The organism is Nitrobacter vulgaris (genome assembly GCF_002028545.1).
GTDB lineage: Bacteria > Pseudomonadota > Alphaproteobacteria > Rhizobiales > Xanthobacteraceae > Nitrobacter > Nitrobacter vulgaris.
Window position 1 is genome coordinate 86,764 of the sequence record NZ_MWPQ01000003.1, and the last position, 22,892, is coordinate 109,655.

Sequence of the window (22,892 nt, forward strand, 5' to 3'; positions counted from 1 at the left end):
TGGGTTGAAGCATGGATCCGTCACATGCAGTTCACAAACTGCGGTGACAGCGCGCGCGGCCTCCGTTATCCGGATAAGCGATGGACCTCGCAACGACAAAAGAAGCGGCGGACGGCGCCGGTTTCGATACCGTCCGGATCATCGGCGAAATTGATGCGCTGGCCGAAAAGCACGCTGGGCACGGGGACGTTTTCCGTTCTGCCGTGTCCAGGTTGTTGAAGGTCGAACTCGCGAAAGTGCGCGATGCGGCGCAGGCGAGGCTTCTGCGTGACCGCCACGGGCGGCGCTGCGCCGAATGGCTTTGCTTCGTTCAAGACGAAATCATTCGTCTGGCGTTTTCGGCCGCGACCCGTCATCTCTATCATTCCCCTATTCCGTCCGATGGCGAGCGCATGGCCGTGGTGGCGACCGGCGGCTACGGGCGCGGTTTGATGGCGCCGGACTCGGATATCGATCTGCTGTTCATTCTGCCTTACAAACAGACGGCGTGGGGCGAACAGGTCGCCGAGGCTATCCTGTATTGTCTATGGGACATGGGGTTGAACGTCGGTCACGCGACGCGCTCGGTCAATGAATCGATCCGGCAGGCGCGGGGCGACATGACCGTCCGCACCGGAATTCTGGAAGCCCGCTTCGTCACCGGCGACCGGGCACTTTACGACGAACTGGTTAGCCGCTTCGACACCGAAGTGGTGCGGGGAACAGCGGCGGAATTCGTCGCTGCCAAACTTGCCGAGCGCGAGGAGCGCCATCACCGCGCCGGCCAGTCGCGCTATCTGGTCGAGCCTAACGTCAAGGATGGCAAAGGGGGATTACGCGACCTGCATACGTTGTTCTGGATCGCGAAGTATGTCTATCGGGTGCGTGAAAGCCACGAATTGCTCCAGTGCAATGTGTTCGATGTTCGCGAATACCGGACCTTTAGCCGCTGCGCCGATTTTCTATGGTCGGTACGCTGTAACCTGCACTTCGCGACAGGGAGGGCGGAGGAACGGCTGTCGTTCGACTTGCAGCGGGAGATCGCGGTCCGGCTCGGATATACGTCTCATCCGGGGATGCAAGATGTCGAACGCTTCATGAAGCACTACTTCCTGACCGCCAAGGATGTCGGCGACCTCACCGCAATTCTATGCGCGAAGCTCGAGGATCAGCAGGCTAAGCCGGCACCGGTTCTCAGCCGCGTGATGTTGTGGCCGCGGGGCACGGAGGTTCGGCGGGTTCCGGACAACGACGACTTCATCATCGACAACAACCGCATCAATCTCGCGACGCCCGATCTCTTCAAGCGCGACCCTGTCAATCTGATCCGTTTGTTCCGCCTCGCGCAGAAGAACAACCTGGCTTTCCATCCGGACGCCTTGCGGCTGGTGACGCGGTCGCGACGGCTGATCAACGCGGAGCTTCGCGAAAACCCGGAAGCCAACCGGCTGTTCATGGAGATCCTGACCTCGAATGATGCGGAGACCGTGCTGCGCAGGATGAACGAGACCGGGGTGCTAGGTCAGTTCATCCGCGCCTTTGGCACGATCGTCTCGATGATGCAGTTCAATATGTACCATCACTACACGGTGGACGAGCATCTGATTCGCTGCATCGGCATCCTTCAGGATATCGAGCGCGGCGACAATGACGAGGTCGCGCTCGCCAGCGAGCTGATGCGCAAGATTCTTCCCGAGCACCGGCCTGTCATCTACATCACCACACTGCTTCATGACGTTGCAAAGGGCCGGCCCGAGGATCATTCGATCGCAGGCGCCAAGGTAGCGCGCAGATTGTGCCCGCGCCTTGGCTTCAACGCAGCCGACACCGAACTGGTCGCGTGGCTGATCGAACAGCATCTGACGATGTCCAAAGTGGCCCAGTCTCGCGACCTATCCGATCGCAAGACCATCGAGAATTTCGCGGCCGTGGTCCAATCGGTCGAGCGGATGAAGCTCTTGACCATCCTGACGACCGCAGACATTCGCGGCGTCGGCCCCGGCGTCTGGAATGGCTGGAAGGCCCAGCTGCTCCGCACTCTTTATTATGAGACAGAACCCGTGCTGACCGGCGGCTTCTCCGAGGTCAATCGCGCGCAGCGCATGGCGGCGGCTGAGGCCGAGTTCCGTGCCGCTTTCACCGAATGGCCCGACCATGAGCTTGATGCCTACATTGTCCGGCATTATCCGGCCTACTGGCTCAAGGTCGATCTCGAGCACAAGATCAGGCACGCGCGCTTCCTGCGCGCCAGCGAAGGAAGCGGCAAGAAGCTTAACATCAACGTCGGCTTCGATGAGGGGCGCGGCGTCACCGAGCTGACGATCCTTACCGCCGATCATCCCTGGCTGCTGTCGATCATTGCGGGAGCATGCGCGTCGGCCGGGGCCAATATCGTCGATGCCCAGATCTATACGACCATCGACGGGCAGGCGCTCGATACCATCGCGATCTCACGCGAATATGAGCGCGACGAGGACGAAGGCCGGCGCGCCGGCCGCATCGCCGAGATCATCGAGCAGGTGCTCGAAGGCCGGTTGCGCCTGCCCGACGTGATACCGAGCCGCGCCGGGGGAAAGAGGCTGCGGCCGTTTGTGGTCGAACCCAAGGTCACCATCAACAATCAATGGTCGGACCGCCACACCATGATCGAGGTTTCAGGGCTTGATCGACCTGGGCTTCTGTTTCAGCTCACCACGGCGATCTCGAAGCTCAACCTCAATATCGCCTCGGCCCACGTGGCGACATTCGGCGAGCGCGCGCGCGACGTGTTCTACGTCACCGACCTGCTCGGCGCCCGGATCACCGCTCCGACACGGCAGACCGCGATCAAGCGCGCGCTGGTCCATCTGCTCGCTAACGGCAGCACTGCGAAATAATTCGCCGTCGGGAGGCAGCGTCTTGCAAACTCCCCTTGCAATGGGTTTGGCCCTCATTCTGGCCGGACCAGCCGGTCGGGCTGTGAACGTCGCGCGGATGACAGGACGCGGCTTGTTCGACTTGGGTCGGCGGTTCCAGCCCTAATGTTGCATTAACTTTCAGGTAACCGCGCCTTAAAGCCCGGCCGCTAGGGTCCGTCTGATTTTGACGTTCGCATCAACGGTTGCTGCAAGAACATGCGAACTTCGAAATCGGCACACTGGCGTGCAGGGTCGGCGTGAGCGTTGTTGCGTATGGCGTGGGGACAAAAAAAGCGTAGCGGGCGCAAAGAGCCGGTATTCAGTGGGTTCGCAGCTTCGCTTTCGGAGTTGCGCATCAATCCGCTCGACCGCGTTACGATCGCTGACGACAAGCCGCCGGACAGGCGAGCCCGCCCGCGCAAAGCAGCCGCTCCGAATACTGAAGGCCCGCGCAGGCCTCCGGGTGAGGGTGGACGGCGAGCGAAGAAGCGTACACGCGCGCGTCTCTCGCGGCTGTTTTATTGGGGCGCCGTCCTCGCATTGTGGGCGGTTATCGCTGTCGTCGGCCTGCTGATCTATATCGGCGCGCATCTGCCGCCAATCCAGTCGCTCGAAATTCCAAAACGTCCGCCGACCATTCAGGTTGTCGCTGCGGACGGCAGCGTGCTGGCGACGCGCGGCGAAATGGCCGGAAACAACGTCTTGCTCAAGGACGTGCCGTCCTATTTGCCGAACGCCTTCATCGCGATCGAGGATCGCCGGTTCTATTCGCATTACGGCGTCGATCCGATCGGCATCCTGCGCGCAGCCGTTGCCAACGTGCTGCACTTCGGCGTATCGCAGGGCGGCTCGACGCTGACCCAGCAACTTGCCAAGAATCTGTTCCTGACCCAGGAACGTACGCTTGAGCGGAAGCTCCAGGAAGTCGAACTCGCGCTCTGGCTGGAGCGCAAGCACACCAAAGCGCAGATTCTCGAGCTTTACCTCAACCGCGTTTACTTCGGGTCTGGCGCGTATGGTGTCGAAGCGGCGGCGCAGAAGTATTTCGGAAAGCCCGCGAAGAACGTCACGCTCGCCGAAGCCGCCATGCTGGCCGGTCTCGTCAAGTCGCCGTCGCGGCTCGCACCGGATCGCAACCCGGAAGGTGCCGAAGCCCGCGCAAAGATCGTGCTCGCGGCAATGGCGGACGCTCACCTCATCACGGCGCAACAGGCGCACGCCTCGGCCGCCCAACCCTCCTACGCCGTGAAGCCGGCCAGCGCCGGTACCACCAACTACGTTGCTGACTGGGTCGGCGATGTCCTCGATGATCTGGTGGGCCAGGTCGATCAGAACATTGTCGTCGAAACGACCATCGATCCGAAATTGCAGAGCGTGGCGGAAGCCGCCTTGATCGACGAACTGGCCGCGAAAAGCGTCAAGTTCAATGTCAGCCAGGGCGCATTGGTGGCGATGACGCCCGACGGCGCGGTCCGCGCCATGGTCGGCGGCCGCAACTACGCCGACAGCCAGTTCAATCGGGCGACCATGGCAAAGCGTCAGCCCGGCTCCGCGTTCAAACCGTTTGTGTATCTGGCCGCGATCGAGGCCGGGCTCACGCCCGAGACGATCCGTCAGGACGCTCCGCTCGACGTCAAAGGCTGGCGGCCGGAGAACTACTCTCATGAGTATTTCGGCGCGGTGACGCTAACTCAGGCGCTCGCAATGTCTCTCAATACCGTCGCCGTCCGGCTCGGACTGGAAGTCGGTGCTGCAAAAGTGGTGCGAACCGCGCACCGCCTCGGCATCACATCAAAACTTGAGACGAACGCATCAATCGCGCTTGGCACTTCAGAGGTGTCGCCGCTGGAGCTGGTTGGTGCCTACGCGCCATTCGCAAACGGCGGATATGCCGCCAGTCCCCATGTCGTCGAGCGCATCCGCACCGTCGACGGCAACAAGCTTCTCTATGCGCGCGGGAAGGAAGCACCCGACCGGGTGATCGATCCACGGGGGGTCGCCATGATGAACACGATGATGGAGCAGACGCTCATCAGCGGCACCGCGCGCAAGGCCGAGATTCCCGGATGGACAGCCGCCGGCAAGACCGGAACCAGTCAGGATTTTCGCGATGCATGGTTCATCGGTTATACCGCGCGGCTCGTGACCGGGATTTGGCTCGGCAACGACGACAATACGCCGACCCGCAAGGCGACCGGCGGCGGTCTGCCGGTGGAGGTCTGGACCCGCTTTATGCGAGCCGCTCACCAGGGCGTGCGGCCCGAGCCGATTCCCGGCACACAGCGGGGCGGCTTCCTGCCTGAAGTCGCGCAGTTCGGCCAACCCGTCGACGTACCGGTCCCTGCGGCTTCGCCTGCGGTCGAGCGCCAGCCGCAGCCGGTGCGGACCAATGTGCGGCCGGAAGCTGCTGGCGGTCTGGATGGCTGGCTCGTGGACCGGCTGTTCGGCGGTCACTGAAGCATGACAAAATAAGATGAAAGCACTCAACGCGTCATTGCGAGATCGCGACAAAATTGGCTGCCAATTTTGTGCTGAGCGAAGCAATCCAGATAGCAAGAAAGAGAGTTGGATTGCTTCGTCACCGTCGTTCCTCGAAGACGAGGAACTGTGCTCCTCGCAATGACGAAGCGCTTCAGTTCCAACCAAAGCAATCAAGCCCTCGTACGGCTTCGGCCGCGTCGGCAGTTCCGAGGTTAGTCCTGAATACCGTAGCGATGGAGGTCGTTGCCTTCAACGTCGAGCCACTTCTTGGCCCGCTCGACATGATTACAGATGCGAGCCACCACCTTCCAAAACCGTGGCGAGTGATTCATTTCAACGAGATGGGCGACCTCGTGCGCGGCGAGATAATCCAGCACGAACGGCGGCGCCAGGATGAGCCGCCATGAGAACGAGAGCGATCCGGAGGACGTGCATGATCCCCAGCGGCTCGATTGGTCGCGGATCGAAAGGCGCTTGACCTTGACGCCAAGCGCGTCGGCATGGCGCTGCGAAGCTTTTTGTAGGTCTCGTCTTGCTTCCCGTTTCAGGAAATCATGGACCCGCCGGTCGAGATATTCGAGTTCGCCGGCGACACAAAGAATACGCTCGCCGCTATCGCGCGTCTCGGTCCACACGGTACCGCGCTCGCCGGCGCGATGCACGATCCGATGGGCGATGCCGCGCAGCGGAATGACCGCGCCGTGGTGGAAGGGCGCCGCCTTCGGCAGCCGCCCGAGACGCGCCGCGATCCAGCCGCCGTGACGTTGCGCAAAGTCTTTTGCTTCCGCGAGCGTTCCTCGCGGCGGCATCGTCAGGATCGCTTCGCGGTCACTCGGATGGATTCGCAAGGTGTAGCGGCGCGCGCGGCGATGCCGGCGCAAGCGGACTGAATAAACCTGGGATCCATGCTTGATGAGAAGCCGGGATGGTTCGGCGGGACGTCGATAAAGGAGCGCACGGGCCATGTCTGCAAATCCGGGACGGGAAATCTCGCCCGGATTCTGCCATATCCGGCGCCACTCAAATCGATCGGCGCAAAAACAAATCATTTGCCCAATATACAGGGGTAACCTATCCCTGATTGGCTATATAAGGGGTGCAGGAACAAGAAAATTTGTACTTCATTCGGCTGAGTTGACCCTCGAAGCGATGAAAATGAGTTCATCTCTTGAAAACGAAAGAAATGAACCGATCATGGGAGGGTTGCCGCAGGATCCCGCGCCCCTGACTGCGGGATCGATCAGGCGATTGTTTCCGTTCGGATTTACGTGCGATCGATGCAGCGGCCGCAGCGTGCGATGCTTACGCTGGCTGTCTGGCGTTCGACTGCATGAAGTCATTGATGCGAGGGACGATCTCCGATCTGAACCGCGACCCGTTAAACACCCCGTAGTGACCAACATCCTTTTGCACGTAATGGGTTCGCCGGTTGTTTGGGATCGATGTGCATAACGCGTGCGCCGCTTCGGTCTGGCCGAGACCGGAAATGTCGTCCTTCTCACCTTCGATCGTCATCAACGCGACGCGCGTGATCTTCGAAGGTTCGACCAGCCGGCCGCGATGGGTCATCTCGCCCTCGGGCAGCGCGTGCTTGACGAACACCAGATCGACCGTTTGCAGATAATACTCGGCGGTCAGATCCATCACAGCGAGATACTCGTCATAGAAATCGCGATGCTTGTCGACCAGGTCGCCGTCGCCTTTAACGAGATTCTCGAACAGACTCTTGTGCGCCTTCATGTGGCGATCGAAATTCATGCTGATGAAGCCATTGAGCTGCAAGAAGCCGGGATAGACGTCGCGCATCACCCCAGGGTGCGGAAACGGCACCTTGGTGATGACGTTATTGCGGAACCAATCGGTGCCCCTTTCGGCGGCGAGATTGTTGACCGCGGTCGGATTCTTGCGGGTATCAATCGGCCCTCCCATTAACGTCATCGACAGCGGAACATACGGATCGCGCTCGGCCTCCATCACCGACACGGCGGCCAGCAACGGGACCGACGGTTGGCAGACAGCGATGACGTGGACGTTTCCGCCGAGCACATGCAGCATCTCAATCAGATAGTCGACGAAATCATCGAGATCGAAGCGCCCCTCGGCGACCGGTACCATTCGGGCATCGGACCAGTCGGTAATGTAGACGTCATGCGTCGGCATGAACGCTTCGACGGTTCCGCGCAGCAAGGTCGCGTAGTGACCCGACATCGGAGCCACCAGCAGCAGGCGCTGCTGCGGCACGCGCAGTGGACGTGTGTGCATTCGATCGAAGTGGAGCAGACGACAAAAGGGTTTCTCCCAGACCGAGCGGATCTCGATCGGTGTGCGCACACCGTTGACTTCGGTTTCGTGGAGGCCCCATTCCGGCTTCGCGTAACGGCGGGTGGTGCGTTCGAACAGTTCGCAACCCGCGGCGACGGATTTGCCCAACTCGGTATGCGCCCACGGATTGAGCGGGTTCTGGAACAGCATCCTGGTTGCATCGGTGATGGCGCGAGCCGGGTTGAGCGACGCCTGAGCCATTTCGTACATCCAGTACATCGGCGCCGTCATCGACGGGCTGACTTCCGCCGGCATCTCCGGCGGCCGTCCAAATTCACCGATCGGCATTGGCTTGTTCCCCTTTTTGCGTCGCAACATAGTGACCGTTGCGATACAGAGCGTCAATCCACCGCTTGCCTAGATATAGTAGGTTGATGCTTTTAGAGAAACCTGAGGTGGAAAAAATCTCTTTCCGGCCTCGTTTGAGGCCAGAACGCTGCTATGCCGCGCAAGGTGGCGCTGTGTTATCAGTCTCGGAAATTTCATGCGGGCTTGGCCCGGTCCCATGAAATGAAAGCCGGCTCCGCATTTTATTTTAAGATGTCTTCTCCGAAAGCAGTTCTCACCTTTCAGAATGATGCTCTAGTCTTCGAGAATGACCGACGTTGCTGCTTCCGTTTCCCGCCACCCCCGCCGCTACGTCCGGCTGGACACTCTTTTGCGGCTGCGGTGGCTTGCGGTATTGGGGCAGCTCGCGGCGATCTTCGTTGTCGAGCAGGGACTTGAGTTCGATCTGCCAACCGCTCCCTGTTTGACGATCGTCGGGTTGTCGTCGCTACTCAATCTCGCTTTGCAAGTCAGCTTCAATCCGATGAAGCGGCTCGAGCCATGGCATGCGGCAACGCTGCTTGCGCTGAACATTGCTCAACTAGCCGCCCTGCTGTTCTTCACCGGCGGTTTGCAGAATCCATTCTCCTATCTGTTTCTGGCGCCGGTACTGATCTCGGCCACCGCCTTGCCGACGCAAATGACCATGGCGCTCGGCGGCTTCGCGGTCGCCTGCGCGACGGTCCTGGGCTTCACGCATTTGCCACTGCCGTGGGATGCGTCCAATCCGCTCGTCTTGCCGCCGATCTATCTCATAGGAGTCTGGCTATCGATCGTCCTGGCGATCGGTGTCACGAGCCTTTACACATTCCAGGTGACGGAGCAGGCGCGCAAGCTGTTCGACGCCCTGGCGGCGACCGAACTGGTGCTGACCCGCGAACAGCATCTGACCCAGATCGACGGCCTTGCTGCCGCGGCCGCCCACGAACTCGGAACACCGCTCTCAACCATCTTTCTGATTTCGCGCGAGCTGGAAAAAGCCTTGCAGGAGAATGGCGCTCAGGATCCACAACGGCTCGCCGGCGATCTCGGGATCGTACGGGAGCAGGCGCAGCGTTGCCGCGATATTCTCGCCAAGATCGCGCAACTGTCCTCATCTGGCGCGCCCTTCGATCGTATGCCGCTGTCGACGCTGATTGAGGAAACCGTTGCCCCGCATCGTGACTTCGGCATCGACATCAAGACCCGGATCGAGGCCGCAGGTGACCACGAACCGGTCGGCATGCGTAACCCCGCGATCCTTTACGGCGTCGGCAACATTCTCGAGAACGCCGTCGACTTCGCCCGCAGCGCGGTCGAAGTGAATGCCTGGTGGGACAGAGACAATGTTGAGATCGTCATTGCGGACGACGGACCGGGCATTGTCCCCGACATTCTGAAGAGGATCGGCGAGCCTTATCTGTCGCGCCGTCGCAACGCCGGCGATGCCCAGGGCGGACGTACAGGACTGGGTCTTGGAATTTTTATCGCCCGAACCTTGCTGGAGCGAACCGGCGCTAAGGTATCATTCAAGAACCGAAAGTTTCCTGAGCATGGCGCGGTGGTCAGGATTGTGTGGCCACGTGTCCGTTTTGAAACAGCAAAAACGATTGCGGAGACAATAGGATAGAGATCGCGGCCGTGGATTTGGGCAACAATTGCTTGCGGTGCGGTGTTCAGCGATCATATGATTTCAGACCAATCACGCGAGGTATCAATGTGAACGCCACCCCCGACGTTATCCCGCAAGCCGACCGCTCGCTGCTTATCGTTGAGGATGACAAACCGTTTCTGGAGCGGCTGTCGCGCGCCATGGAAACGCGCGGCTTCACTGTGACCTCATGCGGCAGCGTCTCTGATGGTCTTGCGCATATCGGAAAGTCCGCGCCGGCTTTTGCCGTGGTCGATTTGCGGCTGGGCGACGGCAATGGCCTCGACGTTGTGTCAGCGCTTAAGCGCGAGCGGCCCGATGCTCGAGCGATCGTGCTAACCGGCTACGGCAACATCGCGACCGCTGTGACGGCGGTGAAGATGGGGGCGATCGATTATCTGTCCAAGCCTGCCGACGCCGACGACGTGGTCGCAGCGCTGCTTGCCAGCGGTACAGAAAAATCCGAGTTGCCGCCGAATCCAATGTCCGCCGATCGCGTGCGCTGGGAACACATTCAGCGCATTTACGAGATGTGCAGTCGTAACGTGTCGGAAACGGCGCGGCGGCTCAACATGCACCGCCGCACGCTGCAACGTATTCTGGCGAAACGCGCGCCTCGCTGAGACTGAATTGTTATCCTCCGTTCAAGGGGCGACAGCCGTTCAGCTTTAAGTCAGACGCAGCGTTTCGAGCGAAGTGGCTTATCGCCTTGCGCTGGCGCCGCCCTCGAGTCACATTCATGCTTTAAAATTCACCGTCGGTGTAGCCCTGCGGATCGGCCAGGCGATTGAGACGTTGCGCCGCCGCGATCCCGAAGCGCAGCATCATCGCCTTGCGCGTCGGTGCCGACAGGCGGTGCTCGGGCGCCTCGCAATGCAAGTAGGCGCCATAGGCGTCTGCAACGATTAGCCCCGTATCGCCGGGGAAAATATCGCACGGCAGATCGCGCGTGAAAGCGAAGAACAGGCGATCACAATGCTCTCGGTAATCCTGCCACTTCCTGTCCGCACGCAAATCCTCGGCCGATGACTTGATCTCGACGATCCAGATCTCGCCGCGTGCATTCACTGCAACGAGATCGGCACGGCGCCCGGACGGAAGCGACAATTCGCTGAGACACGCAAATCCAAGCGATCGCAAAAGTCTGCCGGTCCCGCGCGCGATCGCCAGCGCGGTCTCCGACTGGCGGCGATCCGGCAGGGCCACAAAGGCGATGTGAGCGGTATTCGTTTCCATGCGACTATAGCGTCTTCGAGCGACGTGGGTGCCGGTTCGCGTGAAGAAAACGAGTCAAATCAAAACCATAGAACACTACTTCTGATTCCGTCAGAAGCGGAAGGGCTTAGAGCATTTTCCAGCTAAGTGGAATCCGGTTAGCCGTACGAAAATGCTCTTAATCAATAACGTGTGCGTACTCTGACCGCAAAACGGTATCCACCTTTGCGGAGTACGCGCTAGGCTCGGTGTGTCGCCGGTGATGACGTTAAATCGCTTGGCGAGGCCGTAAAAATCGGCATTGTGCGCGTATGAGCCGGGACGACCAAAGCAGCACCAAAGTCGGCGCCACCATCATCCCGGTGACGCCGTTCCGACAGAACTGCACCCTGTTGTGGTGCGAAGCCACCAAGGATGGGGTGGTGATCGATCCTGGAGGCGATATTCCGCTTGTCAGGGCCGCCATTAAAAAGGCCGGTGTGAGCGTCGGACGGATCTGGCTGACGCACGGCCATATTGATCATGTGGGCGGCGCCGCGGAGTTGCGCGACGTGCTGAAGGTCCCCATCGAGGGTCCGCATATCGCCGACAAGTTCCTGCTCGACCATGTCGTCGAAAGCGGATGCCACTACGGCATGACCGGAATGCGCAATTTTGTCCCGGACCGCTGGCTCGAGGAGGGCGACCGGGTCGAGTTCGGCCAACTTGCATTCGATGTGCTTCATTGTCCCGGCCATTCGCCGGGAAGCGTGGTTTTTTTCAGCCCGGAGATGCGCTTTGCGCATGTCGGCGACGTGTTGTTCAACGGTTCCGTCGGCCGCACCGACTTGCCAGGCGGCAGCCATGCCATGCTGATCAAGTCGATTACCGACAAGCTGTTGCCGCTTGGGGATGACGTTGCTTTCATCTGCGGACATGGTCCGGGGTCGACCATCGGCTACGAGCGCGCAAGCAATCCGTTCCTGACCGGCAACGTGTGACTCCTCTCAGGTTCGAGACCAAGAGTGATCGCCTGTCGGTCTCGACACAGAACGGATCACGCCATGCGCAGGACCGCCGCCACTCTCCACGGCGATGGATGATGGATGGTGCCGACACACATCTCGCAAGCCGATATCAGCGGGAAATGATGTCGCGGACCCGCTGCGAAAGATGGCTGAGATCGAACGGCTTGGTGATCATGTCCATGCCGGGCCTGAGGAAGCCTTTGGCGTTTGCGGCATTGTCGGCATAGCCGGTCATAAAGAGGATTTTCAAATCTGGCCGGAGTTCCCGCGCCTGATCCGCCAGTTGGCGTCCGTTCATGCCCGGAAGCCCGATGTCGGTGAGCAGGAGATCGACGGGAGTGTCCAGTTGCAGGATCCGCAAGCCCGCCGCTCCGTCCGCGGCCTCGCGTGTGACATAACCTTGATCGTGCAGCATTTCGACAATGATGCTGCGCACGACCGGTTCATCCTCGACCACCAGCACGGTCTCCCCGGTCGCGGTGATCCTGTTCACGGGAGACGCCTGATGAGCCTCGGCAATGCTATCATGGCGCGGCAGAGACAGGCTGATCGATGTGCCTCGTTCCGGCACGGTGTCGAGTGCGATGTGGCCATTCGATTGCCGGGCGAATCCGTAGATCATCGACAGGCCGAGTCCGGTACCCTGTCCGATCGGCTTGGTGGTGAAGAATGGATCGAAGGCGCGCGCCGCTATATCGGCGGTCATGCCTGTTCCAGTGTCGGCGACGGTGATGCAGATATAGTCGCCCGGTTGCTTGGCGGAGGCCCCGGACTCGATGGCCTCGAGGGTCACGTTCGCCGTGGTAATCGTGAGCCTGCCGCCGCTGGGCATGGCGTCCCGTGCATTGATCGCGAGATTGAGCAGCGCGCTTTCGAGCTGATTGGGGTCGCACAGCGTCGGCCAGAGCTGTTTTGATGGGGCGATTTTCAGCTCAATGGTCTCGCCGATCGTCCGGCGCAACAAGTCTTCCAGCGAGAGGATCAGCTGGTTGGCATTGACCGGCTTCGGCACCAGGGGCTGTCTGCGGGCGAACGCCAGCAGGCGGTGCGTCAGCGCCGCGGCCCGATTGGCGGAGGTCATTGCGGCCTCGATGTAGCGTCCCGCGCGATCGGTCCGCCCCTGATTGAGGCGCGTCTGCAATAAATCCAGCGAGCCCACGATGCCGGTGAGCAGGTTGTTGAAGTCGTGGGCGATGCCGCCGGTCAACTGGCCGACTGCTTCCATCTTCTGCGATTGACGTAGCGCTTCTTCGGCCGCCCGCAACCGTTCGGCAGCCGCCTTCTCGGCAGTGACATCGCGCGCCACGGCGTAAATCAGGTCCTGATCCGGAACAGCGGTCCAGGACAGCCACCGGTACGAGCCGTCCTGGTGACGAAGCCGGTTTTCGAATCGAACGGTAGCCTTGCCGCGTGCAAGGCGGCGGACCTCAACTCGGGTCTTAACGATATCTTCGGGATGCTCGATCCATTCGGCGGTGCGCTCCATCAGCTCGGCTTCGCTCCAGCCGAGCGTCCTGGTCCAGGCAGGATTGACGGAGCGCCAGATACCGTTCTGGTCCATGACGAGCAGCAAGTCCCGGGACACGTTCCAGATTCGGTCACGCTCGCGGGTTTTTTCTTCGACGCGCTCGGCGAGCGTCGCATTCAACTCGGCGAGTTTTGCCGCGATCCGCTTCTGATCGTGGACGTCGGTGTTGGTGCCGATCCAGCGGGTGATACGACCGTCGTCATCGCGCGCCGGCACCGCGCGGGATAGAAACCAGTGATAGCTGCCGTCAGACCTCCGCAGCCGAAACTCGATCTCATAGGGTTCGCCGCTGTTCACCGCGCGGGTTCTTGCGGCGGCAGCGGCCGATGCGTCCTCCGGATGGACGATCTTACTCCAGTCGTAGCCGCTGAGTTCGCCCGGTTTTTTACCGACATAGTCGTAGAAGCGTTGATTGAACCAGTTAAATGAGCCGTCGGACGTGGCGGTCCAGACGTGATGCGGCAGCGCCTCTGCAAGCGTACGAAATTCCTGTTCGCGCTCGCGGATCGAACGCTCCGCTTCGACCTGGTCGGTGACATCGATGTGCGCGCCGAACAGACGGAGCGCTTTCCCCTCCGCATCGCGCTCGATCACTGATCGGGCGGAAATCCAGCGTGTCGCGCCGTCGCTCGGCCGGATGATACGGTAGCGTACCGCGTACTCGCGATCACCGCCCCGCACCGCATCGATGAACTGCCCTTCGGCGACCGCGCGATCGTCGGGATGAACGCGGCGAAGCCAGTCTTCACGATTCTCGTGGACGGCTTCGGGCGGAAGGCCATGTATCTTCAAATACTCGGGCGACTTGCGACTGCGATGCCCGGTGCGCAGATCGACTTCGAGGCCGCCGATCCGTCCAATCGCCTGCACGCGCGCGAGCTCGGTCTCCCGCTCCTGCAAGGCAAGTCTGGCAAAATGTTCACGCGTGACATCGCGGCATACGACGAGCACGCCTCCAACACCTTCATCGTTATCGATGGGGCTGAAGCCGTAGGTCCAATAGACCTGCTCCAACCTGCCGTGCCGCGTGACCGGAACAAGCTGCTCCTCATGCCACGTCGCGCCGCTGCCGGCCATGACGTGCTCGATCTGGGGGCCGATGATGTCCCAGATCTCGGTCCAGCACTCTTTGCCCTTCTGCCCGAGCGCGCTGGGATGCCGCTCCGGTCCCATGGTCTGCCGATAGGCATCATTATAGAACTGGATCAGGTCCGGCCCCCACCAGATGAACATCGGGTGGTTGGTGTTCAGCATGATCCGGACTGCCGTGCGCAGACTCTGGGGCCAGGTATCGGAAGCGCCGACCGATGTAGAGGCCCAATCGAATCGGCGCGTCAAATCACCCATCTCCCCGCCTCCGGCGAGAAAGGCTCCGGAACTGACACCTTCCTTCTCAAACATTGATGGACAAGTTTTGTTAGGTAGCCCGTCGGGAGGGGTGACCCCAATGACGCCGCATACCGGGTCACAATCGGCACAGAACGCGCTGTCCTCCCTTTGGTTCCAATTATTTTTTTGCGGATGTGACGCCGGCGCCCCCGGAGCCGACGTCGCGCCCCGCTCTCGCGGCGGACGGACAGCCGTCAGTTCAGCTTGACCACTTCCACCCGGCGATTCCTGGCTCGGCCGTCGTCGGCGTCATTCGAGGCGGCGGGCGCCATCATGCCGACGCCGGCTGCGCGCAGCCGCTTCGGATCGATCCCGTGGTTTGCCGCCAACACCTTCACTACCGCCTCGGCCCGGCGCCGCGACAGGTCGAGGTTGTGGTCGAACGCGCCCTGATTGTCGGTGTGGCCGACGATCAGCACCGCGAGCTTCGGGTCGTTCTTGAGCAGACCTGCGATCTCGGCCAGCGTGGGGCCGGACTCGGGTTTGAGCTCGGCTTTGTCGGTGTCGAAGAAGATGCCGTAGAGCGCGACTCGGCCGGTCGTACCGATGCTCCGCGCCATCTCCTCGGCCTTAACCACGACCATCTTTTGTTCGCGGGGCTTGGGTTCGACAATATGGACCAGCGCCACGGTTCGTTCATTAAATGCCTTGCAGTACAGGTTGTCCTCGACCTGAAAGGTTTGCACGGTGACATAGGCATCGCCGCCGCCTTGCGGGATCTTCGCAGCGAAGAACCGCTGATCGTCGACATGGGATGTCAGCGCGCATTTGCCGTTTGAAAAGTCGGCGTCCTTCAGCTGGTTTGCGTAAACGAAATACATCATGAGGCTCATTTCGCCGCCGCCGCCCTCGCTGGAGCGCTCGGGATCGCCGCCGCATTCTTCCTTCTTGCAAGTGTAGAGGATTTCGCCACCGGCCTCCTTCACGACGTCCTGATAGTTGCGCAACACCTCCAGCGGCGAGCGTCCGGCCGGTAGCAGATAGGCAATACGAGTGCGCGCGCCCTCGATTTCGATTTCCTTTTTCGGTTTGAACACCTGATTGTTCATCCGATCGCGCTGATCGTCGCCCGCCTTCTCAAGCCTTGACAGCGGCACCTTGAAATCGGTGAAGGCGAGGCGCTCATAGCTCACGATGAACGAGCCGTCGTAACGCTTCAGCAGCGCGTTATCCCTGGCGCCGGCAATATCCTTGGTTGGAATGACAGCGTCGGCGCGAGCCGCGGTCGCACCGAATAAACCGATCGCAACAGTCAGCATGGCAATCTGCTTGAGCATTCTATGAAATCTCCATGGCAAAGCATCACACCAAGCCGATTGGCTGTTCTCTGACAAGGGACTATCGTGTCGAAGGATCGCTGGGGAAAAGGAGTCGATGGACGTGCGCCGTCGGACTCGCCCGACCGCGCTGATTACCGTTGCTCAATACTTGACGGACTGCGGCTCCTTAACCCCACGGACCCCGGCGAGGGCCACTGTTCCAGGGGCCGCGGGAGTCAGGCGCCGCGCGGGGGGCAAGACCTTCGCCGGACTGCCCGGCGAGCTTCTGCAATGCGGCGATGCGGTTTTCGGTCGAGGGATGAGTCGCGAACAGGTTATCCATACCGTGTCCCGACAGTGGGTTGATGATGAACATGTGCGCGGTCGCGGGCACGCGCTCCGCCTCCATGTTTGGGATCTGATGCGCGGCATTGTCGATCTTGGCCAGTGCCGAAGCGAGCCACATCGGCTGGCCGCAGATGCGCGCGCCCATCTCGTCGGCGGCGTATTCGCGGGTGCGGCTGATCGCCATTTGCACCAGCATGGCTCCGAGCGGCGCGAGGATCATCATCGCCAGCGAGCCGATGATACCGGGGCCGTTGTTGTCGCGGTTACCACCGAAGAACATGCCGAACTGCGCCAGCATCGAGATCGCGCCCGCGAAGGTCGCAGTAATGGTCATCAGCAACGTGTCGTGATGTTTGATATGCGCAAGTTCATGCGCGATCACGCCGGCCAGTTCCTCGCGGCTGAGCGACTGCATCAGTCCCGTCGTCACCGCCACGGCGGCATTCTCCGGATTGCGGCCGGTGGCAAAAGCGTTGGGCTGCGGTTTGTCCATCACGAACACGCGCGGCATCGGCAGGCTGGCACGCGCAGCAAGCTCGGACACCAGCCGGTGCAGGTCTGGCGCGGTGCCGGCATCGGCCTCATGTGCGCCGTACATCGACAACACCATGCGGTCGGAGTTCCAATAAGCGAAGATATTGGTCGCGGCGGCGACGACGAGCGCTATCGTCGCGCCGCTGGCGCCGCCGATCAAATAGCCCACGCCCATGAACAGGCCGGTGAGCCCCGCCAGCAGGATCGCAGTACGGAAATAGTTCATTAAACCTCTCGAAACCCTCACCGGATTTGGTGGCCGGCATCCAGAACATGGGAATTGCGTATCAGGGCGCGCAAGTGCGGCGGCCCGTCGCGGCGCCAGATAGATCGATTTTTCTTCTATGAAGCGATCAGCTGGCCAAATCTGGTTCAGGATCGGCATAGGCATGGCCTGCGACGCTCCCGCCAATTCCAGGACCAGAAACGTCGCCATTCCAGCGCTCCGAAGCTCCGAGTCATCCGGCGAGATCCGGAGCGACAAGCTCGAAGGTCGCGGTCCCGAAACGGACGGCGTGATCGGACTCGGTAATGGCGAGAAGGTCGGCCCCAAAGGGGCTTGGATCAGGTGATGGGGTTATGGCGCGAGGGCTATTTCCGCTTCCGCCGAATAACGGACTGCCTTTGGCCGGACCCGTACCGTGCCGCATATTACGATCGTAAGGCCTTGCGCAAGGACAGCGCATCCGCAGAGCTTCGGTCGCGGAGCAAGAGCGCTGCCTGGCTAGAGTCTTTGATTTGACGCGTTTTTTTCACGCGAACCGGATTCCACTTCGCTCGCGACCGGTTCATGAAGAAAGCCGCATCGCGATGCGATGCGGCTTTCTTGCCCACTCCCCCAAGATTTATTCCGTCAGACCAGGACTTTGAAACCCTGGCCTTTTCCGATCAGTAGTTTGCGACCGTCGGCGTATTGAAGTGATAGTTCAGGCCGGTGCGGAAGATGTGCTCCTCCGCGCCGGTGCTCATTACGAACGGCCCGCCACCGATATTGAATCGTGAACGGCCGAGATCGACGTAGAGATATTCCGTCGTTGAGGTCCAGTTCGGCCCGAACAGGGGGCCGCCGAACAGGTTCACGATGGGAAGCGGCGTCTCGATGCCACCGCCCACGGTGTAGCCGGTGCGGGTGTTGGAGAAGCTAAAATTGTTGAGCGCAGTCTTGACGTTGCCATAGGCGAAACCGCCGGTCGCGTAGAACATCGAGGGTCCGATGGCGTAGCCGAGGCGGCCGCGCGCGGTGCCAAACCACTGCAGCTTCGAATTGAAATTGACAGAAGCCCCCGGCACGCAGCCGAAGCAGGTCTTGTTGTCCTCCAGGGTCGAGCCCTGGAAGTCGGTCTCGAGGCCAAAGACGATGTTACCAGCCTGCCAGTTGTAGCCGATCTGGCCGCCGCCGATGAAGCCGCTGGGCGCGAGATTGAATCGGGCGAGCGGATTTCCAGCCGCATCGGAGATGGTGTTGCGGTTGCGACCGAGTCCGCCGCCGGCATTGCCGCCGATATACAGGCCGTTCCAGTTTGCCGTGACTGTCGGTACGTACGGGCTGCCGGGGCCGCCGATGCGATAGTTCACGCCGGCGCGGAAGATATTCTCGTGCAGCTCGGAACGCAGCGCCTGACCGGGAAGACCTGCGAAGGCTTGGTTACCCAGATCGAGATAAAGGTACTCGATCTTGCCGGTCCAGTTGCCGCCGAGCGCGGCTTCGACGCCGCTGCCCCAGGTCCAGCCGCTGCGTCCGCCGCCGAACGCGGACGGCACGCCACCTTGAATGACTGTGGTGCCAACGTTACCGTAGGCCCAACCGCCGGTTAGGTAGGTCATCATCGGACCGTTAACCAGACCGACGCGGCCGCGCGCCGTGCCGAACCAGTTGAGTCTCTGATTATACTGGAGCGCGCCGACAAAATTGGTCCGGGTGTCGGTCATGTCGGCGCCTTGGAGGTCAGCTTCGACGCCGAATACGATCGGGCCCAGGAACGAATTGGTCTGCCAATTGTAGCCGATCTGGCCGCCGCCAACCGCGCCGAGCGGCTGCAGATGCGTCGAAATTGCCCCGGGGGGACCAAAATTATGCACGGTTTGATTGCGACCAACCCCGAGGCCGGCGTTCACGCCGAAGTAAAGGCCAGTCCAGTCATAGACCGGAGCCATCGGCGGAGCCTTGGTGTAAGGCCGCGGTGCAAGATCCGCCGCCTGGGCGCTCATCGCGGTGCTGGCCAGCAGAACGCCGAGCAGAATTTTTTTCATTTTCATTATGATGGTCCCCGACTGCAAATGACCGCGAGACTGTACGCTTCGGCGGGAAACTTGTCTGTGGTTCGGTAGCCACACCTGATAGGGAATGATGTGGTGACGGCGAAAACCTTGCAAAATCAGCATCAAAATCAGCATCTGGCATAACAATGCCGGACCCTATCGCGGCTTGTCCGCGCCTCCCAAGCCGCGCTGAACCCCACTCCGACCGTTTGCGGGGGGATGCTGATTCGCTTTCGATCCCCGCCAACTCGACCGGACGGGCGGGACGGCCTACCTTCTCGGAGCGTGGGAATCGCTGATCGCGAAAAGCAGCCCTTGCTGCCTGACGGCTTTCTGCGCTGGTTTGCGGCGCGGGGATGGTCGCCGCGTGCCCACCAGCTGGCGTTGCTGCGAAAGGCCCGTGCCGGCCGTTCGGCGCTGCTGATCGCCCCCACCGGCGCGGGCAAGACGCTGGCCGGATTTCTGCCCACGCTGGTGGACATCTCTTCTCCCTCTCCCCTTGCGGGAGAGGGAAGGCACCTTCACACCCTCTATATTTCTCCACTGAAAGCGCTGGCGGTCGATATCGCCCGCAATCTGGAAACCCCGATCACCGAGATGAATCTGCCGATCCGGGTCGAGACCCGCACCGGCGATACGCCGGTGTCACGCCGGCAGCGGCAGCGGCGTTATCCGCCGGACATCTTGCTGACTACCCCTGAACAGATCGCGCTTCTGCTGGCGTCGGACGATGCGCCGTTTTTGTTTTCGTCGTTGCGGCGCGTTGTGCTCGATGAACTGCACGCGCTGGTGACCTCGAAACGAGGCGATCTGTTGTCACTGGCGCTCGCCCGGCTGTGGCTGCTCGCTCCGCGAATGCGTACGATCGGCTTGTCGGCGACGGTGGCCGAACCGGAGTCGCTGGCGCGATTCCTGGTGCCGCAGCCCGAAGGCAAGGCCGTTTCGGCTGACATTGTCGAGGCCGAAGGCGCAGCCGCTCCAATTGTCGAGATGCTGGATACCAGCGAACGGCTGCCGTGGGCGGGACATTCGGCGCGTCATGCGTTGACTGAAATCTACGATCTCATCAGGCGCAACAGGACCACGCTGGTGTTCGTCAACACCCGGAGCCAGGCTGAGATGTTGTTTCAGGATCTCTGGCGCATCAACGACGACGGTCTCGCCATCGCGCTGCATCACGGCTCACTCGACGTCGCGCAGCGCCGCAAGGTGGAGCAGGCGATGACGGATGGCCGGCTGCGCGGGGTGGTCTGCACGTCGTCCCTGGATCTTGGCGTCGATTGGGGCGACGTCGATCTCGTCATCAATATTGGTGCGCCCAAGGGTGCCTCGCGGCTGATGCAGCGGATCGGCCGCGCCAATCACCGTCTTGATGAAGCCTCGCGCGCAGTTTTAGTGCCGGCTAATCGGTTCGAAGTGCTGGAATGCCGCGCCGCCATTGATGCGGTCAACGAAAATGCGCAGGACACGCCGCCGTTGCGCTCCGGTGCGCTCGATGTGCTCGCGCAGCATGTTCTGGGCTGCGCCTGCGGCGAGCCGTTCCGCGCCGATGAGCTTTATGACGAGGTGCGAACCGCCATACCCTATGCGGCGCTGACGCGTGCTGATTTCGACGGCGTGATCGATTTCGTCGCCACCGGCGGCTATGCGCTGAAAAGCTACGAACGATTTGCCCGCATCCGGCAGGACAAAGAGGGGCGCTGGCGCGTCGCCAATCCGAAGGTAAAACAAAGCTACCGCCTCAACGTCGGCACCATCGTCGAGGAGGCGATGCTGAAGGTGAAGCTGGTGCGCTCGCGGCACGGCGGTTCCGGTTCGACCGGCGCGATCGCGCGTGGCGGCCGCATGTTAGGTGAGATCGAAGAATATTTCATTGAAGGTCTCGTCGTCGGCGACACCTTCGTGTTCGGCGGCGAGATTGTGCGTTACGAGGCGCTGTCCGAGGATCAGGTCTATGTTTCGCGTGCCAATGACGAGAGCCCGAAGGTGCCGTCCTACATGGGCGGCAAGTTTCCGCTCTCGACCTATCTGGCCGAGCGGGTTCGCAACCTGCTCGACGACAAGCGCGCATGGCGCGGCCTGCCGGAACAGGTGCGCGAATGGTTGATGCTGCAGTCACATTTTTCGCGTGTGCCGCATGCGCGCGAGATGATCGTTGAAACCTTTCCGCGCGCCGACAAGCATTATCTGGTCTGTTATCCGTTCGAAGGCCGGCTTGCGCACCAGACTCTCGGCATGTTGCTGACGCGGCGATTGGAGCGTGCGCGTGCGCGACCGCTTGGCTTTGTCGCCAACGAGTATGCGCTCGCGATCTGGATGCTGGGGGACGCTTCGTCGATGATCCGGGAGCGCCGGTTCGATCTCGATGCGTTGTTTGATCCGGACATGCTGGGTGATGATCTCGAGGCATGGCTTGCGGAATCCGCGTTGATGAAGCGCACCTTCCGCAATTGCGCAATCATTTCGGGCCTGATCGCCCGCCGTTTCACCGGGGCGGAAAAGAGCCGACGGCAGGTCTTGTTCTCGACCGATCTTGTTTACGATGTGCTGCGCAAGCATCAACCCGATCATGTGCTGCTGCGAGCGGCCCGCGCCGACGCTGCGACCGGACTGCTGGATATCCGCCGCTTGAGCGATATGCTGGCGCGGATCAAAGGCCGGATTACCCACAAGCCGCTCGATCGCATTTCGCCACTGGCGGTTCCGGTGATGCTGGAAATCGGCCGCGAGGCGGTTTATGGCGAGGCGTCCGACGAGTTGCTCGCGGAAGCGGCCGACGATCTCGTCAAGGAGGCGATGGAGCGGTGATGTCCTCGCGGTCCATATTTGCCGTGTTCCCATGGCCTCCGCTCTTTTCGGAAGATCGTTCGCATGATCTATGAAAGCAACGAGCCTCTTTCCGATTCGGATCATCTCTTGAGCGTGCTTGCGATCAACGACGTCCCGTTCCGCGCGACCGTGCTTGTCGGCGGCGTCGAATTTCTGGCTGATCTTTCGGGCGCGCTGTTCTGGGAACGGGAACGCTTGCTCGTCGTGTCCGACCTGCATCTCGAAAAGGGTTCGAGTTTTGCCATGTGCGGCGTGCTGCTGCCGCCCTATGATACAGTTGCGACGCTCGGTCGTCTCGCTGCGGTCATCGCACGGTTCGATCCGCGTACGGTGATCGCGCTGGGCGACAGCTTTCATGATAGCCAAGCGCATGAACGCCTGTCCGCACTGGACCGCGAGGCGCTTTCGGCTGTGCAGGCGCGCCGCGACTGGATCTGGATTTCGGGCAATCACGATCCGGCGTTGCCATCCGATCTCGGGGGCGTTGTCGCCGAAGAAGTTGCGATGGGTGAGATCGTATTTCGCCATGAGCCGACCGGTGCTTTCGGCGAAATCGCAGGTCATCTGCATCCCAAGGCGCGGGTTTCGACGCGGGGTCGTTCGATAGAGCGGCGTTGTTTCGCCAGCGATGGCGCGCGCATGGTGATGCCGGCGTTTGGCGCCTATGCGGGAGGCTTGAGCATCCGAGACAGAGCGTTCGCCAAAATCTTCTCGGCCGATTTCACCGCGCACGTGCTCGGCTATGCCCACATGCATGCGATCGCGGCCTCGCGCTGCTGTTGAAAGCCGCGACGCCGCGGCTCATTTCACTCGGACAATGCCGCGCGGCGCTCGTTCGCCGTCGGCGGCGTCAGACGGACGGGGAACCGGAACCGGCCGGTCCGTGTT

Annotated in this window: 15 protein-coding genes; 8 read left to right on the forward strand and 7 right to left on the reverse strand. The window is 61.2% G+C overall.

Going from position 1 to position 22,892, the window contains the following annotated elements:
- Positions 1-80: 80 nt before the first annotated feature.
- Together B2M20_RS01145 and B2M20_RS01150 are read left to right on the forward strand one after the other, a co-directional pair.
- A complete protein-coding gene (locus B2M20_RS01145) occupies positions 81-2,855 on the forward strand; it encodes a [protein-PII] uridylyltransferase (protein WP_079445264.1) in 2,775 nt (924 codons plus the stop codon).
- Positions 2,856-3,149: 294 nt separating this feature from the next.
- A complete protein-coding gene (locus B2M20_RS01150) occupies positions 3,150-5,333 on the forward strand; it encodes a transglycosylase domain-containing protein (RefSeq protein ID WP_079445265.1) in 2,184 nt (727 codons plus the stop codon).
- 236 nt (positions 5,334-5,569) lie between these two features.
- Here the strand turns inward: B2M20_RS01150 and B2M20_RS01155 are convergent, their stop codons facing one another.
- Complete coding sequence (locus tag B2M20_RS01155) at positions 5,570-6,406, reverse strand: M48 family metallopeptidase (protein WP_079445266.1); 837 nt, start codon at positions 6,404-6,406, stop codon at positions 5,570-5,572.
- A gap of 253 nt (positions 6,407-6,659) precedes the next feature.
- Positions 6,660-7,967, reverse strand: coding sequence for a polyhydroxyalkanoate depolymerase (locus tag B2M20_RS01160; protein WP_079445301.1), 1,308 nt, complete (start codon positions 7,965-7,967; stop codon positions 6,660-6,662).
- A 307-nt stretch (positions 7,968-8,274) separates the two neighbouring features.
- Here B2M20_RS01160 and B2M20_RS01165 point away from each other — a divergent pair, with 307 nt between their 5' ends.
- Positions 8,275-9,615, forward strand: a complete 1,341-nt coding sequence (locus B2M20_RS01165; protein ID WP_079445267.1) for an ActS/PrrB/RegB family redox-sensitive histidine kinase — start codon at positions 8,275-8,277, stop codon at positions 9,613-9,615.
- An 89-nt stretch (positions 9,616-9,704) separates the two neighbouring features.
- Positions 9,705-10,259, forward strand: coding sequence for an ActR/PrrA/RegA family redox response regulator transcription factor (locus B2M20_RS01170; protein ID WP_079445268.1), 555 nt, complete (start codon positions 9,705-9,707; stop codon positions 10,257-10,259).
- A 121-nt stretch (positions 10,260-10,380) separates the two neighbouring features.
- Here B2M20_RS01170 and B2M20_RS01175 read toward each other — a convergent pair whose 3' ends face one another.
- Complete coding sequence (locus B2M20_RS01175) at positions 10,381-10,872, reverse strand: MmcB family DNA repair protein (RefSeq protein WP_079445269.1); 492 nt, start codon at positions 10,870-10,872, stop codon at positions 10,381-10,383.
- Positions 10,873-11,162: 290 nt separating this feature from the next.
- On the opposite strand from B2M20_RS01175, the gene B2M20_RS01180 reads away from it, so the two are divergent.
- Positions 11,163-11,831, forward strand: coding sequence for an MBL fold metallo-hydrolase (locus B2M20_RS01180; RefSeq protein ID WP_079445270.1), 669 nt, complete (start codon positions 11,163-11,165; stop codon positions 11,829-11,831).
- Positions 11,832-11,967: 136 nt separating this feature from the next.
- Here B2M20_RS01180 and B2M20_RS01185 read toward each other — a convergent pair whose 3' ends face one another.
- The 3 genes from B2M20_RS01185 to htpX all read right to left on the reverse strand — a co-directional run bounded on the left by B2M20_RS01185 (position 11,968) and on the right by htpX (position 17,142).
- Positions 11,968-14,787: a hybrid sensor histidine kinase/response regulator gene (locus B2M20_RS01185; RefSeq protein WP_079445271.1), complete on the reverse strand. Its 2,820-nt coding sequence runs from the start codon at positions 14,785-14,787 to the stop codon at positions 11,968-11,970.
- 182 nt (positions 14,788-14,969) lie between these two features.
- Positions 14,970-16,052: an OmpA family protein gene (locus tag B2M20_RS01190; protein WP_079445272.1), complete on the reverse strand. Its 1,083-nt coding sequence runs from the start codon at positions 16,050-16,052 to the stop codon at positions 14,970-14,972.
- A 169-nt stretch (positions 16,053-16,221) separates the two neighbouring features.
- Positions 16,222-17,142, reverse strand: coding sequence for a zinc metalloprotease HtpX (gene htpX, locus B2M20_RS01195; protein ID WP_079445273.1), 921 nt, complete (start codon positions 17,140-17,142; stop codon positions 16,222-16,224).
- Between the two features lie 163 nt (positions 17,143-17,305).
- Here htpX and B2M20_RS01200 point away from each other — a divergent pair, with 163 nt between their 5' ends.
- Complete coding sequence (locus B2M20_RS01200; protein WP_139372802.1) at positions 17,306-17,488, forward strand: hypothetical protein; 183 nt, start codon at positions 17,306-17,308, stop codon at positions 17,486-17,488.
- A gap of 316 nt (positions 17,489-17,804) precedes the next feature.
- Here the strand turns inward: B2M20_RS01200 and B2M20_RS01210 are convergent, their stop codons facing one another.
- Positions 17,805-19,166, reverse strand: a complete 1,362-nt coding sequence (locus tag B2M20_RS01210) for an outer membrane protein (protein ID WP_079445302.1) — start codon at positions 19,164-19,166, stop codon at positions 17,805-17,807.
- A gap of 294 nt (positions 19,167-19,460) precedes the next feature.
- Between B2M20_RS01210 and B2M20_RS01215 the strand changes: the two genes are divergently transcribed.
- Together B2M20_RS01215 and pdeM are read left to right on the forward strand one after the other, a co-directional pair.
- Complete coding sequence (locus tag B2M20_RS01215; RefSeq protein ID WP_079445276.1) at positions 19,461-21,983, forward strand: ligase-associated DNA damage response DEXH box helicase; 2,523 nt, start codon at positions 19,461-19,463, stop codon at positions 21,981-21,983.
- A gap of 63 nt (positions 21,984-22,046) precedes the next feature.
- Positions 22,047-22,787: a ligase-associated DNA damage response endonuclease PdeM gene (pdeM, locus tag B2M20_RS01220; protein WP_079445277.1), complete on the forward strand. Its 741-nt coding sequence runs from the start codon at positions 22,047-22,049 to the stop codon at positions 22,785-22,787.
- Positions 22,788-22,892: the final 105 nt, after the last annotated feature.